The sequence below is a fragment of the Ruegeria sp. N8 genome, assembly GCF_056531325.1.
Map to the genome: position 1 here is coordinate 553,906 of NZ_JBQFLQ010000002.1, position 17,163 is coordinate 571,068.

Annotated in this window: 13 protein-coding genes and 1 tRNA gene; 6 read left to right on the plus strand and 8 right to left on the minus strand. The window is 59.3% G+C overall.

The annotated features are described in order from the left end of the window. The first annotated feature begins 37 nt into the window (after positions 1–37). From ACR0C5_RS06840 to ACR0C5_RS06865, 6 genes are all read left to right on the plus strand, one after another. Positions 38–2,029, plus strand: a complete 1,992-nt coding sequence (locus tag ACR0C5_RS06840; RefSeq protein WP_480875500.1) for a CocE/NonD family hydrolase — start codon at positions 38–40, stop codon at positions 2,027–2,029. A 118-nt stretch (positions 2,030–2,147) separates the two neighbouring features. After that, entirely contained in the window at positions 2,148–3,734 is a 1,587-nt protein-coding gene (locus tag ACR0C5_RS06845) for an ABC transporter substrate-binding protein (RefSeq protein WP_170788228.1), read from the plus strand. Between the two features lie 15 nt (positions 3,735–3,749). Further along, positions 3,750–4,706 (plus strand): ABC transporter permease, encoded by a 957-nt coding sequence (locus ACR0C5_RS06850; RefSeq protein WP_480875503.1) that lies wholly within the window; start codon positions 3,750–3,752, stop codon positions 4,704–4,706. Then, positions 4,706–5,521 carry an ABC transporter permease gene (locus tag ACR0C5_RS06855; RefSeq protein ID WP_480503367.1) on the plus strand — a complete coding sequence of 272 codons (816 nt, stop codon included), beginning with the start codon at positions 4,706–4,708 and terminating at the stop codon, positions 5,519–5,521. The genes ACR0C5_RS06850 and ACR0C5_RS06855 overlap by 1 nt, the downstream gene beginning before the upstream one ends. After that, entirely contained in the window at positions 5,518–7,155 is a 1,638-nt protein-coding gene (locus ACR0C5_RS06860; protein WP_170783936.1) for an ABC transporter ATP-binding protein, read from the plus strand. Before ACR0C5_RS06855 ends, ACR0C5_RS06860 begins: the two co-directional genes overlap by 4 nt. Positions 7,156–7,293: 138 nt before the next feature. After that, positions 7,294–8,130: an alkaline phosphatase family protein gene (locus ACR0C5_RS06865; RefSeq protein ID WP_170788226.1), complete on the plus strand. Its 837-nt coding sequence runs from the start codon at positions 7,294–7,296 to the stop codon at positions 8,128–8,130. On the opposite strand, the gene ACR0C5_RS06870 is transcribed toward ACR0C5_RS06865, so the two are convergent. The 8 genes from ACR0C5_RS06870 to ACR0C5_RS06905 all read right to left on the minus strand — a co-directional run bounded on the left by ACR0C5_RS06870 (position 8,131) and on the right by ACR0C5_RS06905 (position 17,030). Beyond that, positions 8,131–9,054, minus strand: coding sequence for an alpha/beta hydrolase (locus tag ACR0C5_RS06870; protein ID WP_480875507.1), 924 nt, complete (start codon positions 9,052–9,054; stop codon positions 8,131–8,133). Positions 9,055–9,067: 13 nt separating this feature from the next. Continuing rightward, a complete protein-coding gene (locus tag ACR0C5_RS06875) occupies positions 9,068–10,957 on the minus strand; it encodes an acyl-CoA synthetase (RefSeq protein WP_480875509.1) in 1,890 nt (629 codons plus the stop codon). 151 nt (positions 10,958–11,108) lie between these two features. Next, positions 11,109–12,929 (minus strand): ABC transporter transmembrane domain-containing protein, encoded by a 1,821-nt coding sequence (locus ACR0C5_RS06880; protein ID WP_480875512.1) that lies wholly within the window; start codon positions 12,927–12,929, stop codon positions 11,109–11,111. 127 nt (positions 12,930–13,056) lie between these two features. Next, a tRNA-Gly gene (locus ACR0C5_RS06885) sits at positions 13,057–13,131 on the minus strand. A gap of 121 nt (positions 13,132–13,252) precedes the next feature. Next, entirely contained in the window at positions 13,253–14,374 is a 1,122-nt protein-coding gene (nagA, locus tag ACR0C5_RS06890; RefSeq protein WP_480875515.1) for an N-acetylglucosamine-6-phosphate deacetylase, read from the minus strand. Continuing rightward, positions 14,371–15,399, minus strand: coding sequence for an SIS domain-containing protein (locus ACR0C5_RS06895; protein WP_170788221.1), 1,029 nt, complete (start codon positions 15,397–15,399; stop codon positions 14,371–14,373). The genes nagA and ACR0C5_RS06895 overlap by 4 nt, the downstream gene beginning before the upstream one ends. Before the next feature lie 19 nt (positions 15,400–15,418). Beyond that, on the minus strand, positions 15,419–16,168 hold the full coding sequence (locus ACR0C5_RS06900; protein ID WP_170769091.1) for a GntR family transcriptional regulator: 750 nt from the start codon (positions 16,166–16,168) through the stop codon (positions 15,419–15,421). Beyond that, positions 16,155–17,030: a glucosamine kinase nucleotide-binding domain-containing protein gene (locus tag ACR0C5_RS06905; protein ID WP_480875518.1), complete on the minus strand. Its 876-nt coding sequence runs from the start codon at positions 17,028–17,030 to the stop codon at positions 16,155–16,157. The genes ACR0C5_RS06900 and ACR0C5_RS06905 overlap by 14 nt, the downstream gene beginning before the upstream one ends. Between the last annotated feature and the right edge of the window lie 133 nt (positions 17,031–17,163).

Here is a 17,163-nt window from a genome sequence, read left to right on the forward strand (position 1 = left end):
TGACACACCCAAAACCCAAGGCCCTGACACTCAGACCATGACCAGCCCTTCAAACACGCTGCGCGAGATCGAAGACCTTTCCGATGTTGGCATTCAAATGCCTGATGGCTGCCGCCTCTCGGCGCGGGTCTGGTGTCCGGTGGATGCCCATGATGCACCGGTCCCGGCCATTCTGGAATTCCTTCCCTACCGCAAACGCGACAGCACCGCGACGCGCGATGCGCTGACCCATCCGTGGTTTGCCAAGCGCGGCTATGCCTGCATCCGCGTGGACATGCGCGGCAATGGCGACAGCGAAGGGTTGATGGAGGACGAATACACCCAGCAAGAGCTGGACGACGCGGTTTCGACCATCCAATGGCTGACCGAACAACCTTGGTGCACCGGCCATGTGGGAATGATGGGGATCAGCTGGGGCGGTTTCAATTCGTTGCAAGTGGCCGCCATGCAGCCCGAGGCGCTGAAGGCGATCATAACCCTCTGCTCGACTGCCGACCGATATGCGGATGACATTCACTATAAGGGCGGTTGCCTGCTGAATGAAAACTTGGGCTGGGGGGCCACCATGTGGTCCTATTCCTCGCGCGCGCCCGACCCGGCGCTGCGCTCGAACTGGCGCGAGCTATGGCTTGAACGGCTTGAGAATGAACCCTTCTTGCCCTCGGTTTGGCTGCGCCATCAGACGCGGGATAGCTATTGGCAGCACGGATCGGTTTGCGAAGATTTCAGCGCCATCCGTGCGGCAACCTTAGCCGTCGGTGGCTGGGGGGATGCCTACAAAAATACGGTACCTCTGCTGGTCGAACAGCTTGCCGCCCCGGTCAAAGGCATCGTCGGCCCCTGGGTGCATAAATACCCCCATTTCGCGGTGCCCGAACCCCGGATCGGGTTCCTGCAAGAGGCGCTGCGGTGGTGGGACCACTGGCTGAAAGGTGCGGATACCGGCGTGGATCAGGACCCCGACTATCGCGCCTATCTGATGGATGGGGTGCGACCGCAACGTTGGTACACCGAGCGCCCCGGCCGCTGGATAACCGAAGACAAAGGCGCAACCACGCATCTGCCGGTTCAAACGCTGGACTTGAGTGATCACGGTCTTGGCGTACCTGGCCCTCTGGACGCACGCATCCGGTCTCCACAAACTTGCGGGATGGAAAGCGGCGAATACTGCGCGATCTGGCTGGGCCCCGACATGTCCGGCGATCAACGCGCGGACGACGCGCTGTCCGCCTGTTTTGACAGTGCCCCGCTGGCCGACGATATGGATGTTGTGGGTGCCCCCCACCTGCGGCTACGGATAAGCGCAGACCGGCCACACGCCCAGTTGGCTGTGCGACTGAACCATATCCACCCCGACGGTGCCTCGACGCGCATCACCTATGGGGTGCTGAACCTGTCCCATCGAGATAGCCACGCAACGCCGTCGCCGTTGACCTCCGGTGAAACCTATGAGGTCAAGCTGGATTTGGATCACATTGCGTACCGCGTGCCCAAGGGGCACCGGTTGCGGGTTGCGATCTCCAGCGCCTATTGGCCCTTGATTTGGCCCACGCCCGAAGCCGCCGAGTTGCATTTGACTCAAGGTACGATTGACATCCCCGTCCGCCCCTCAACCGTTGACGAATGGGTGTTTCAACCGCCCGAATCCGAAACTCCGCGCGATGTCACCACTTTACGTCCCGACAAAAATGCGCGACGGGTCGAGGTGGACATGAACACCGGCGAAACCCATCTGATCATCGAAGATGATTTCGGCCTGATCACCGACAACCATCACGACCTGACCCATGGTAGCACGGCCACAGAACGGTGGTCGATCCATCCCGACGACCCGCTGTCAGCACGCGGCCATTGCCTTTGGACGCAAGAAATGCAGCGTGATGACATCCTCCTGCGGACAGAGACATCCTGTACGATGTGGTCGGACGCGGAAAACTTCTACCTCAGTGCCGAGCTAAAGGCCTACGAAGGGCAAGACCTGATCTTTTCGAAAGAGCTGGAGGATGAAATTCCGCGCAATCACATGTGACGCGGCACCTGCCGGGGCCAAGATTAACCCTTGCCCGTCAGGACGAATTCCGCCTATTTTGACTCATGCGTCAATAAAAAGCCCTCAAGGGCAGAATCCAATCAACCGGGAGACCATAATGAACGAACAACTCACTCACATGACCAAACAGGTCACTTCGGGCAAACTGACCCGCCGCGAATTCATGGGGAAAGCGGCGGCTCTGGGTGTTTCGGCAGCCATGGCCAGCACCATTTTTGCCGACGCGGCGCGCGCGGCGGGCCCGAAAAAGGGCGGCGATCTGAAGTTTGGCCTGCAAGGCGGCGAATCCACTAACTCGCTAGACCCGGCCACCTATGCCAGCTCGGTTCCGTTCCAAAACGGCAAGCAATTTGGCGACCAACTGGTCGAAGTTGCACCAGATGGCTCGATCGAACCTCGCCTGGCCGAAAGCGTCGAAGGTAGCGCAGACGCCAAGGTCTGGACCTTCAAGCTGCGTCAAGGTGTTGAGTTCCACAATGGCAAGACCATGACCAGCGATGACGTGCTGAAAACCATGCAACGTCACTCCAATGAAGATTCGAAATCTGGTGCCCTTGGCATCATGAAGGGCATCGAATCGATGAAGGCCGATGGCGACAATTTCCAGGTCACCCTGAGTGAGGGCAACGCCGACCTGCCGTATCTGATGGCTGATTATCACCTGATCATTCAGCCGGACGGAGGCATGGACAACCCTGGCGCAGGCATCGGTACCGGGCCCTACAAAGTCGAAGTCGACGAGCCGGGCGTACGTCACCTCTACACGAAGTTTGAAAACCACTGGAACCCGGATTTCGGTAATTTCGACAGCGTCGAGGTGATCGTAATCAACGACGCAACTGCCCGTACTGCTGCGCTGCAATCAGGTCAGGTCCACGCGATCAACCGTGTCGAACCGAAGGTTGCAGATCTGTTGGGCCGCGCTCCCAACCTGACCGTGCATTCGACTGCCGGTCGCGGACACTACGTGTTCATCATGCATTGCGACACCGCACCATTCGACCAGAACGAACTGCGTCTGGCACTTAAGCATGCGATCAACCGTCAGGAGCTGGTCGACAAGGTTCTTCGCGGCTATGGCACCATTGGCAACGACATGCCCATCAACGCAGCTTATCCGTTGTTCGATGGCTCTATCCCTCAGAGGGAGTTCAGCCTTGAAAAGGCAGCTGAACACTACAAGAAATCCGGCCACGATGGTTCGCCCATCATCCTTCGTGTGGCTGACGGTGCCTTCCCGGGGGCTGTGGATGCTGCTGCGCTGTTCCAGCAAACTGCTGCGCAAGCTGGTATCCCGCTGGAAATCAAGCGTGAACCCAATGATGGCTACTGGTCCGAGGTCTGGAATGTGCAGCCCTTCTGCGCGTCCTACTGGGGCGGCCGCCCGGTACAGGATCAGATGTACTCGACCGCGTATCTGTCAACTGCAGACTGGAACGACACGCGCTTCAAGGTTCCGGCCTTTGATGAGATGCTATTCCAGGCACGTGCCGAACTGGACAACGACAAGCGTAAGAACATCTACAGCCAGATGGGCCAAATGATCCGCGACGAAGGCGGCCTGATCTGCCCGATGTTCAATGACTTCATCGAAGGTGTCAGCAATCAGCTGGCCGGCTGGGAAAGCGATCCCACCCAAGAGATGATGAATGGCAACATGTCCCGCAAGATGTGGTTCGCCTGATAGGGACCACGGATCATGCATCCTATTGTCAAATTGGTTTCCCAGCGCATTGCGCTGGGACTCCTCTTGCTGCTCGGCGCTTCGGCCCTGATTTTTGGCCTGACCGAAGCCCTTCCCGGAGACGCCGCGCAAGCCGTCCTGGGGCAGTCCGCAACCCCTGAATCTCTGGCAAACCTGCGCGAGGAAATGGGCCTCAACCGCCCTGCCCTGACCCGCTATTTCGAGTGGCTGGGGGGTATTTTACAGGGCGATCTGGGACAATCACTGACCAACAAGCTGGATATCGCTGAAAGCATCGGCAAACGTTTGGGCAATACCCTGTTTTTGGCCTGTGCCGCCGCAGTCGTGTCGGTTCCGCTTGCGATCTTTTTGGGTCTTCTGGCCGTCCGGTTCCGCAATCGCTGGCCGGATAAACTGATTTCTGCGATCACCCTGACCACGGTTTCGATACCGGAATTCCTGATCGGCTACGTGGTGATCTACTTTGTCTCGGTGAAACTGGGATGGTTCTCATCGCTGGCGATGATTAACGAGTCGATGTCATTCGGTCAAAAACTGAACGCCATCGCCCTGCCGGCCTTCGTGCTGACACTGGTGGTTCTGGCGCAGATGATGCGCATGACCCGCGCCGCGATCCTAAACCTGATGCAATCGGCCTATATCGAAACGGCCGAGTTGAAGGGCCTGTCGAACTTTCAGGTCATCGCGCGGCATGCGTTTCCCAATGCAATTTCGCCGATCGTCAACGTCGTGATGCTGAACCTGGCCTATCTGGTCGTGGGCGTCGTCGTGGTTGAGGTGGTGTTCGTTTATCCCGGCATGGGCCAGTATCTGGTCGACTCGGTGACAAAACGTGACGTGCCTGTTGTTCTGGCCTGCGGCGTTGTCTTTGCCGCCGTCTATATCGGGCTGAATATGGTGGCTGACATCGTCTCGATCCTTGCCAACCCAAGACTGAGGCACCCGAAATGATGAAGAATATCCCTATTTCGGCGATGATCGGTCTGTTTTTTACGGGCCTGTATTTCTTCGTCGCCTTCGCCGCCCCGCTGATCGCCCCCTATGGCATGGCCGAGGTCGTCGGCGATGTGTGGGAGCCTTCAAGCTCCGCGCATCTGCTGGGTACCGACAACATCGGTCGCGACCTGCTGACCCGCATGATCTATGGTGGGCGCACGACGATCTTTATCGCCGCGGCCGCTACGATCCTCAGCTTTCTCACCGGCACCTCCCTGGGCCTGCTGGCTGCGGTTCTTGGTGGCTGGGCGGATCAGGTTCTCAGCCGGACGGTTGACCTGATTATGTCGATCCCGACGCTGATCCTGGCCTTGGTCATTCTGGCCATCGTGCCCGTAACCGTTCCGATCCTGATCCTGGTGATGGGCCTGCTGGATGCAACGCGCCCCTACCGCCTGTCGCGCTCGGTCGCGGTGGACATCAACGTCATGGACTATGTCGAGGCCGCCAAGCTGCGCGGAGAAGGCCGCTCTTGGGTCATCTTCCGCGAGATCCTGCCCAACGCCCTGTCGCCATTGGTGGCCGAGTTCGGGCTACGGTTCATCTTCATGGTTCTGTTCATCTCGACCCTTTCTTTCCTGGGCCTTGGCGTTCAGCCGCCGCTGGCCGACTGGGGCGGGATCGTGAAGGAAAACAAGGACGGCATCGTCTACGGCATCGGCGCGGCACTGTATCCGGCTGTGGCCATCGCTACGTTGGCGATCTCGGTCAACCTTGTGGCTGACTGGATCTTGAACCGCACCACATCACTGAAAGGAGGCCGGGGATGAGTGAACCGCTTCTCAAAGTCCGTGGCCTCAAGATTGGCGCGACGGTATATCCGCCAGGCGAAAAGCCCCATGACATCGAAATCGTGCACGGAGTCGATTTTGACCTCGAACGCGGCAAGGTGCTGGGGTTGATCGGTGAATCCGGGGCCGGCAAGTCTACCATCGGTCTGGCCTCTATGGCCTATGGCCGGGGCGGTGTGAAGATCACCGGGGGCGAGGTCTGGGTTAACGGGCGTGATATCCTCAAGTCGTCGCACGGCGATATCCGCAAGTTGCGCGGGGGCGAGGTCACATATGTGTCCCAATCCGCCGCGGCGTCCTTCAACCCAGCCAAGAAGATCATGGATCAGGTGGTTGAAGCCGCAGTTGAGCAGAAAAAGTTCAGCCGGAAAGAGGCCGAAGCCCGCGCGCGAGAGCTGTTCGCCAAGTTGGGTCTGCCGGACCCGGACAATATTGGTAACCGCTACCCGCACCAGGTCTCGGGCGGGCAGTTGCAGCGTTGCATGACGGCACTGGCCCTGTGCCCCGAGCCTGATCTGGTGGTGTTCGACGAACCCACCACGGCGCTGGATGTGACCACGCAGATCGACGTTCTGATGGCCATCAAGGAAGCCATCGCGGATACCGGCGTTGCCGCGCTCTATATCACCCATGACCTTGCCGTCGTTGCGCAGGTGAGCGATGACATCATGGTTTTGCGCATGGGCAACACGGTCGAATACGGCAATACCGACCAGATCATCAACAACCCGCAGGAAGACTATACCAAGGCGCTTGTCTCGGTCCGGTCCATCGAGCATGAGGAGAAACAGCCCACAGCGGAACCGGTGCTGAGCATTGCCGGCATCACTGCGCGCTACAAGGGGCTGAATTTCGACGTGCTGCACAACGTCAATGTTGACCTCCATCCTGGGCAGACACTGGCAGTTGTGGGCGAATCCGGCTCGGGCAAGTCCACGTTGGCGCGGGTGATTACTGGCTTGCTGCCTCCTCGTGAAGGTGAGATCACGTTCAACGGGCGTAAGTTGTCGCCCGACCTCAAGGGACGTACCCGCGAGGACCTGCGCGAGTTGCAGATGATCTACCAGATGGCCGACGTTGCGATGAACCCGCGTCAAACCGTGGGCACCATCATCGGCCGGCCGCTGGAGTTCTACTTCAATATGCGCGGTGCGGAAAAACGCAAGCGGATCGTGGAACTGCTTGATGAAATCGAGCTGGGCGAGAAGTTCATCGACCGCTATCCGGCAGAACTGTCTGGTGGGCAGAAACAGCGTGTCTGCATCGCGCGGTCACTGGCGGCCAAGCCCAAGATGATCATCTGCGACGAGGTCACCTCGGCACTGGACCCGCTGGTGGCGGACGGCATCCTGAAACTGCTTCTGGACCTGCAAAAGATCGAGGACGTGGCCTATCTGTTCATTACCCACGATCTGGCGACAGTCCGTGCGATCAGCGACAGTATCGCGGTGATGTATCAGGGTCGCGTGGTCCGCTACGGCCCGAAATCACAAGTGCTGAGCCCACCGTTCGACGACTACACCGACCTTCTGCTCAGCTCGGTGCCCGAAATGCATCTTGGCTGGCTGGAAGAGGTGGTCGCCCACCGCAAGATGGAAAGCGCCGGGAACTGATCCCACGCAAAACAATCAAAAAATCCCGACGCTTGTCATAAACAGGTGTCGGGATTTTGCTATTTGGGGCGTGAACAAGCTGCCCCTGCCCTGCGAATCTCGTAGGGTCGCCGAAAGATCCCATGAAAAGGCCGAACCATGGACCGCAAACTTCTTCTCATCATCCTCGACGGTGTTCCCTGGCGCAATTTCCGCCGTCTGTTCGGCAACCTTGAAGGCTGGGTCGACAGCGGCGAGGCGCGCGTGTGGAAGCTGCGCTCGGTGCTGCCATCAACCTCGGCCAGTTGCTATGCCTCGATCCACACCGGGGTGACACCACAGGAACATGGCTGCACCGGTAACGGCAATGTCTTCCGCCTGAGCCACAAGGACGTGTTCAGCCAGGTTCGCGAGGCCGGAGGCGTCACCGGAGCTGTCACCCACAGCTATTGGTCGCAGTTCTTCAACCGCCATCCCTTCGACTATGTGCGGGACGTGGAATATGACGAGCCGGACAGCACCACAATCAATCACGGTCGGTTCCACACAATGACCGGCTACGGCAAGGCGAACCAGATGACGCCGTCCGATGTCGATCTCTATGCCACCCTGACCAACCTGTGCCTGCGCTTCGGACTGGATTACGGCATTCTACACGCCTGTACCCTGGACAGCATGGGGCACCGGTTCTTCCATGATTGCGAGGAAATGGACCACGCCTGTTTCGTCGCAGACGAGATGCTGGCCCCATTCATCCCCCGCTGGCGGCAGTTGGGCTATGAAGTGATCGTCACCGCCGACCACGGGCAGGATGAACGAGGTCATCACGGCGGGCGCGGACCACTGCAACAGGAAACAGCACTGTATTATTTCGGCGATGCCAAAGGCCCCGAGGCTGATACGGTGATCGACCAGTTGCAACTGGCACCCACGATCCTGAACCGGATGGGCGCACCAATCGCCGAGACGATGAAAGCCAAGCCGTTCTTGAAGTAATCAATCGTAGGGCCAGATCTGTTGGCCCAATGCCTCAATAGCGACGGATATCCGCTCAAAACTGTCTGCGGCGCGTTTAACCGAGGTGCGCGCCCGCAGATAGCCATGCACAAGGCCTGGTTCGTTGATGCAATGGGCAACCCCTCCGGCCTGCGTGATCTGGGCGCAATAGTCGGGCCCGTCATCGCGCAGCGGGTCGCAATCAGCAGTCACAACCACGGTCGGAGGCAGGTTCGAGAAATCGCTGTCCTGCAACGGCGCGTAAGTCGGATCGCTCTGAGGAGGTTCTCCGCTGCACCGCACCTTTTCGTAGAAAACGATATCATCCAGCGTCAAAAGCGGCGCGTGGGCATGTTCCAGATACGATCCCTTGGTCCGATCACCACCCAAACCGGGATAGATCAGAACCTGCCCCAAAATCGTATCCAGCCGACTCCGTGCATGATGGGTGACGGCAGCAGCCAGATTGCCTCCTGCACTGTCCCCCGCCAATACCAGCGCGTTACCATATTCCTTCGCGGCCCAGTTCACTGCCGTCCATGCGTCCTGAAACTGCGCGGGGTGCACATGTTCAGGGCAAAGGCGATAGTCTACCGCCACCACCCGATATCCCGTCTGCGCACAAATCTCGGCGCAAACGTCGTCATGGCTGTCCAGCCCACCGACAACAAAACCACCGCCATGCAGATAAACCACCGTCCGCGTCGGATCACCGGCAGTATAGACGCGAACAAGCACGCCGTCGGCGTGCTTGTCCTCAGCCTCGACCCCCATCGGGCGCGGCTGCCGAAAGTCACGACACATCGCGTCATAGACCCCGCGCTGATCCTGGATCGAAAGATCGACCGCATCATCGGGATAGCTTTCGGCGGTCCTGCTTATGAACGCCCAAGTTTCTTCATCAATCAGGCGTTCATAATCCATGTCCCCTCCGCGATCAGGCAGCCCATTCCCATGGCCGGGTGAATGCGCCCAGCACTTTGCTGACATCGTCCTCTGAGGAGCCGTTCGCGTCAAGCTGTGCAACAAGACCACGCTTTTTATCATCGAGCACCGAGACGACCCGCGCATCCACGCCCGCCTTTTCCAGCGCGCCATTGTAGATGCGGGTGATCGCCTGTTTCCGCAGTTCAGGCTTGAACACTTTGCCCACCGCGGTTTTCGGCAATTCATCGAGAATGGTCATATGCTTGGGCTGCGCGGCACGTTCGTGGACGTGAACGTCGCAGTATTCCATCAACTCCTGCTCGGTGACCGAGGCACCGTCAACCAGCTCGACAAAGGCGCAAGGCACCTCGCCTGCGTAGGCATCGGGCTGACCGATGGCCCCAGCGAAGGCGACCGCGTCATGGCCCAGAAGGGCCTCTTCAATTTCAGCGGGATCGATGTTGTGTCCACCCCGGATGATCAGATCCTTGGCACGTCCGGTGATCCACAGATAGCCATCCTCATCGAACCGCCCCAGATCGCCTGTGCGCAGATATGAGTCAAAGTGGTAGAGGTCGACGTTCTTTTCCGATTCGGTATAGGTATTGCCCGCATAAACGCCGGGATTGGAAACGCAAATTTCACCGATTTCGTTGGCCGCAGACTCCACTGGTCCATCCGGTCCGTCGGTCAATATTTTGACGTCCGTATAGGGGAACGGAATCCCGATCGAGCCGATCTTTTTCTCACCATCCACCGGGTTGCAAGACACAAGGCATGTCGCTTCGGTCAGGCCGTACCCTTCGACAATGGTGACACCTGTGGCCTCTTCAAATCTACGGAACAGCTCCACGGGCAAGGGGGCTGAGCCCGAGAACGCGGTTTTGACGGTTGAGATATCGGCATCCACGGGGCGCTGCATCTTGGCGGCAATCGCGGTAGGCACGGTGATGATGAACGTCACCTTCCAGCGCTCGATCAGCTTCCAGAAATTGTCAAAGACACCATCACCACGATAGCCCTGTGGTGTCGGGAAGATCACATGCGCGCCCGAAGATACGGCTGCCATCATGATCACGTGCACGGCGAACACATGGAACATCGGCAGCGGGCACATGACCACGTCCTCTTCCGAGAACAGCAGCGTGTCGCCCAGCCAACCGTTATAGATCAGGCCCGAGTACTTGTGCTGCGCCACTTTGGGCATGCCCGTTGTGCCGCCGGTATGGAAATAGCAGGCAACGCGGTCTTCTATGCTGTCTTCAAATGTCAGCGTGGTTGGTTGCTTGGCCAGTTCAGCGTTGAAGCTTTTGTAATCCGCGTGAGCCAGATGTTCCTTGTCGCCCATTTTGGGACGCAGGAAAGGAACGATCCATGACTTGGGCGGCGTCAGATAGCGATTCAGGTCAATCTCAAGGATGGTGTTGACCTTGGGTGCATGGCGCACGGCCTCTTCCACTTTTTGCGCCACATCGGTCTTGGGGAAGGACTTGAGCGTCACAACCACCTTGGCACCGGTTTCCCGTAAAATGGCCGCAATCTGTTCAGGCTCCAGCAGCGGATTGATCGGGTTGACGATCCCCGCAACTGCGCCACCCATCATGGTGATCAGCGTTTCGTTGCAATTGGGCAGGATATACGCGACCACATCCTTTTCCCCGACGCCCAGCGACCGAAACAGGTTGGCGGCCTGATTGACCTTGCCCAGCAAACCCGACCATGTCAGCGTCTCGGCCTTGTCCGTAGGGCCGGAAAACAGTTGGAAACTAACCGCGCTGCTATTCGGATACCGGGCCGCTGTACGAGACAGCATCTGGTGGAACGTGACCGGGATATCCCGATCCTCCCACGGCATTTCTTGTTCAAGTTTTACCTTGTCGTCGATCCCCTCAAAGGCCATGCGTCTCCTCCCTATTGTGCCGCACGCTTCGCGCGGATTATTCCACAGTAGGATGGGTGCAAAACCGCGCTGGTTCAAGCAAGGGCTTAGCGGCACAGAGTCAGAAAAACAAAATGACGCTGCGGCGGTTAGGCCTTTCCCTCGCGTCAGCCTATTCAGCCGCGACCCCGTCTGTGAACTGAAGTCGCGCCAGACGTGCATATAGCCCATCTTGTGCTACCAGGTCGTCATGGGTGCCCTGTGCCACAATTTGGCCTGCCTCCATCACCACGATACGGTCGGCCTTTTTGACGGTGGCCAGACGGTGCGCCACGATCAGAGTGGTTCGTCCGGCGCGCATCTGATCCACGGCCCCCTGCACCGCGCGCTCACTTTCTGCATCCAGCGCCGAGGTCGCCTCGTCCAGCAGCAGAACCGGTGCATCGCGCAGGATGGCGCGCGCGATGGCGATGCGCTGTTTCTGACCGCCCGACAGCATCACCCCGCGCTCGCCGACAAAACTGTCATAGCCTTCTGGTAACACCGAGATGAAATCATGCGCGGCAGCGGCGCGGGCGGCGGCCTCGACCTCGGCATCTGTTGCATCCAGACGACCAAAGCGAATGTTCTCGCGGGCCGATGCGGCAAAGATCGTCGGGTCCTGCGGCACCAGCGCCATGTGGCGGCGGAATTCAGCCCGGTTCAGGTTGCGCAGGTCGACACCGTCCAGACTAACGCCACCAGCGTCTGGGTCATAAAACCGCTGGATCATCTGAATGACAGTCGTTTTGCCTGCACCAGAAGGACCGACAAAGGCAACTGTTTCGCCAGGACTTACGGTCAACGACATCTGGTCCAGCGCAACAACATCAGGGCGCGCAGGATAACGGAAGGTTACGTTTTCAAACCTGATTTCGCCACGCACGGGTGCAGGCAGCGCTTTGGCCGCCGTTGGATCGTTCACCGTGTCTTGTGCATTCAGCAATTCAACCAGGCGTTCGGTCGCCCCCGCGGCGCGCTGAAGTTCGCTCCAGATCTCGGACAGGGCCGCGACCGAGCCTGCCATGATGATTGAATAGATCACGAACTGGATTAAAACGCCCTCAGTCATCACGCCATTACGGACGTCATTCGCCCCCATCCACAAAACGCCCACGATGCCGGAGAAGACCAGAAAAATCACGATCACCGTCAGCACCGCACGAGTCTGGATTCGGCGCAGAGAAACTTCGTACGAAGTTTCTGTCATCTCACCGAACTGAGCGCGGCTTGCCTGTTCGTGGGTAAACGCCTGAACGGTCTGAACCGCACTCAGTGCCTCGCCTGCATTGCCGGATGAGGCGGCGATCCAGTCCTGATTTTCGCGGCTGATGACCCGCAGACGGCGACCCAGAACCAGAATCGGTACTACGACCAGCGGGATCAGCAGAAGGACCATCGCTGTCAGCTTGGCCGAGGTCAGCAACATCAGCACCAATCCGCCGACAAACATCAACATGTTGCGCAGCGCAATCGACACGGACGAACCCAGCACCGACTGGATCAACGTGGTGTCTGTGGTGATCCGGCTTAGAACTTCTCCGGTCATAATCCGTTCGTAGAATTCGGGGCTCATCCCGATGACGCGATCGAAGACGGCCTTGCGAATATCGGCCACCACGCGCTCACCCAGCCGCGTCACCAGCGCATAGCGGATGCCTGTACCGATGGCCAAAATTCCAGCAATGCCCAGCGCGGCCAGAAAATACCAATCCAGCAGCTCGCCATCTTCGATGCGGAAATTATCGACCACTCGGCGCACGGCCAGTGGCAGGGTCAGCGTCATACTGGCCGTGAGGATCAATGCCAGCGTCGCCCCGATCATCAACAGGCGGTACGGCTTCATGAAGGGCCAAAGAGAGGCCAGAACGCCTATTTTCCGGGATCGCGCGCGCTCTTCGCTAGCGCCGGGCGCAGCTTTTGCGGATGGACTGGCTGAGGCGTTTCTTGCCATGACTGGGCCCTACGTCGTGTTCAAACTTACTAATGCGCTTCTTGGCGGTCAGTGCAGGTGGGGTCAAGCTGCACGGCAGAAATGCAGCCTCAAACGGGCCTTTTGACGCAGAATGTAAGGGCTGATTTGGAGCGGGCGGCGGGAATCGAACCCGCTTCATCAGCTTGGAAGGCTGAGGTAATAGCCAGTATACGACGCCCGCTCAGCGGAGGTCGGTTTAAGCGATGCGTCAGATGGCGTCAAGCGCCGTTCGGTGCCGGATTTCAAAATCATTCCTGGAAAATAATCTCCCTCCCGGTGCGGCAGAAAAAGGGCGCGACTGCCTACAGCCACGCGCACTTGTCGAGCGTTCCGCTGATGCGGATCATGCTGTCGCGGGTGATGGCAGCGCCCGGCATTCGCCCGATCAACTGTGCAGGATAGGTGGTGGCAGCGACCAGCGCCGCAGGCAAAGGCACGCCCACTTGCGTGACCAGCACCCGGATGGCAGTCGTCAAATCCAGATCCGCGCCAGCCAGCGTCCCGTCTTCCAGCGTCAGCCGCCCGTCAGTGCGGGTGATCCTGCGCCCTTCCAGACGAAACTCGGATTGATCCGTTCCTGCAACCGCCATCGCGTCGCTGACCAGATAGATTTGCCCCGGTCCGGTTTTAGCCGCCCACGCCGCCCGCATGACCTGCGGGTGGACATGGATGCCATCAGCAATCAGCCCGGCCGAAAACCCACCATTCGACAACGCCGCGCCGACCAATCCGGGTTCGCGGTTGCCCAACTGGCTCATGGCGTTGAACAGATGGGTCACACATCGCGCACCAGCGGCGGCATAGCGCTGGCAGGTGGCGAAATCCGCATCAGTATGCCCCAACGATACCAGTACACCCGCATCGCTTAGCGCGCGAACCTGCTGCTCTGAGACTGATTCGGGCGCCACAGTCACTTTGAGACAGGGCAGATGACCCGCCGCCTCTATCAAGGCAGCGAGGTCTGCATCAGACATCGGACAGATCAGATCGCCATCATGCGCCCCTTTGCGCGCAACCGACAGGTGAGGCCCCTCCAGATGTAACCCGGCGACGCCCGGCACGCCCTCATTGACGGCGTGAATGGCAGCATCAATCGCGGCACGGGTCTTATTGGCCGTATCCGTGATCAAAGTCGGCAGCAGCGCGGCGACCCCCAACCGGCGATGAGCCTGCGCGATGCGCCGGATCGTTTCGACCGAGGGGACGTCATTCAGCATGACCCCATCGCCACCATTCACCTGCAAGTCTACATAACCGGGGCTGACGATGTCTCCGTTCAGATCGACATAGTCACCGGTCGCTATATTCGCATCGGACACAATCCTCCCGGTGGCATCGCCGTCAAAGATCAACGCATGATCATACAGCAACCGCTTGCCATCAAAGATTGCCCCGTTTCGAAAGATCACCCTGTCCGTTGTCATACCGTCTCGGTCACTTTCTTGAGGTGGCGCGGCGCGTCAGGGTCGATTCCTCGCATACTGGCAACCGATTCGACCATGCTGTAGAAGGCGGTGACCGCCGTGATCGGATCGGTAATCCAGTGATCCGTGCGCTCGGCCGGCAAAGACTGCGCTCGCGTGACCCGATCCGTCGTCGCAAACACCACCGCGCCTTTTTCAGCCAAAGCATCAGCAGCCTGTGCGGTTGTCTCCTCCGCCGCATCCTGAGCAGCGAAAATGATTGCAGGGAACCCCTCTTCAACGATCGAGACGGGGCCGTGCAGCACTTCGGCAGCCGAATAGCTTTCAGCGTGAATCTGGCAGGTCTCCTTGATCTTTAATGCCGCCTCGCCCGACACCGCAAAGGACGGCCCCCGGCCCAGCGTAAACAGAGACCGACCCGTAATCGCCGACGCCGCTGCGGACCAGTCGCAACGGGCTGCGCGGTCCAATTGGGCGGGCAGAGCCCGGATAGCCGCCAGCAAGTCGGCATCCCCTTTGACCTCGGCCAGCATCCACAGACCCGCGACAAGCGAGGTTACGAAGGTCTTGGTCGCCGCAACGCTCAGTTCAGGACCGGCGTGCAGCGGCAGCACCGCGTCAGCAGTTTCCGCCAGACGCGAGGTTGAATTGTTTGTGATCGCCAGTGCCACCGCGCCCGAAGACCGCAACGACCGCGTCAACCCGACGATGTCAGGGCTTTGGCCGGACTGCGACACGGACACACAGACCGCCCCCCGCGCCATCAGATCGGCCCCGTAGATTGAACTGACCGACGGCCCGACCGAGGCCACAGGCAGACCAAGGAGCAACTCACTGGCATATTTCAGATAGCTGCACGCATGGTCCGACGACCCGCGCGCCACGGTGATCATAAACCGCGGATCGGCGTCGCGGACCAGCCCTGCGGCGTTTTGAATATTGGCCGCGCCACTGCCCAGCAGTCGGTCGACCGCATCGGGAATTTCCAGAATTTCCTGACGCATCTTGGATGTATGTTCAGACATCGGCCTTTGATCCTTCCGGCTATAGCCGTAGCTCGGCGACGAAATCATAGGCGTCACCGCGATAGAGCGAGCGGGTCAGCTCTGCGACCCGACCGTTTTTGAGAAATGAGAGACGTTCGATATTCAGCCCCGCCGCCCCTTCAGGCACGTCCAGCAACTCGGCCTCGCGCGCTGCCAGATTAAGCGCCGAGATCTTCTGAACCGCCCGTACCGGACGATGACCCAACCCATCCAGCACCTCGTAGAGCGAGGTCGTCACCTCGATCGGGTTTGGCAGGATGTCCAAGGGCAAGGCCGCTTTTTCCAGCGCCAGCGGGCGGCCATCCGCCTCGCGCAGACGATAGATACGGGCGATTTGCGCGCCGTCCGACAGGTTCAGCGCGGCCACCTCGTGTGGTGTTGCGGCGAACACGCCACGTTCCAACCATTTAGAGGTGGTCTGCATCCCCCGGCTCGACATATCTTCGGTGAATGATGTCAGATGGGTCAGCGATTGCTCGACCCGAGGCACGCGCTCGCGGATGAACGAACCCGACCCCTGACGCTGTTCGATCACGCCTTCTTGCACTAGCTCCTGGATTGCTTTGCGTACGGTGACGCGGGACAGGTCGGTGATTTCCACCAATTCCCGTTCTGACGGCAGCGACGCATTGGGGGCCAGCACACCGGTGTCGATCCCCTCTTGCAACCGGCGGCGCAGCTGTACGTATCGAGGGCCGTTTTCAGGGCTTAGCCATGCATCGGCGCGCAGGAATTCAGCGATGCTCATCTGCCACCTCCTTTGCCAAAGCCAACGCACCTGCCAGCGGCTCCCCCTGCGGCGGGCGGATTGCCTCTTGCATTTCGCCGGGCAGGTAGTCGGCGTAGTGCGGTGCAATTCCCCCGGTCAGACATAGCGTCAGATCGGGTTTCCAACCCAAACGGGCGGCCATATCCGTAAGGTAATCCGCACCTGTTTGCAGGACTTTCCGGGCAACGATATCTCCATCGACCGCCGCCGACGTAACCTGCGGCGCCAACGTGCCAAACTCTCCCGGCGACGCTTGGCCTGCAAATGCAACAATGCCTGCGGTACCACCCAACCGATCAGACAGGGCCCGGGTCAGGCCCGAGCTTTCCTGAACACCATCTGCAACATTCAACGCTTCGGCCAAGGCGCGACGTCCGACCCATTGGGCTGAAGCCTCATCCCCAAGGACTGACCCCCATCCCCCAGCAAACCGCATGCGACCACGAGTCTGGAGCGCAAGGAATGAGCCCGTGCCGCAATGCGCGACAAGGCCGTCTGTCGCGCCCAAGGCCCCTCGGACGGCGGCTGGCCGATCATCTTCCACCCGGGCATTCGTCAAATTCAGAACAGCCTGCAAGCGCCCAGCTACCGCATCCCCAGTCACTCCGGCCAAGCCTACGAAAGCGGGCCAATCGAACAGGTCAGCGGCGGGCCGTCCGAGACGTTCGGCCAAACGCGCGACGCCCGTCCTGATCTGGTCGGCACCACCCTCAAAATCGGTTGAGACATTGGCCGCACCTGTTTCGACCGCATGGACTTCACCATCCACATCGCAGGCAACCCGGCATCGGGTTCCACCGCCATCAACGGCCAAAACTGCGTGGTTTTCAGACTCACTCATGACAATACCATTATAATACCTTTTGCCATCAGAAAAGATCAAACCTGCGATGATCAGGGATTTTGGAGAGATTTATGCGAAAAAATCCTTCATCTCGGTCGCAATAAGAAAGTTATGGACAGGTGGTATTAGA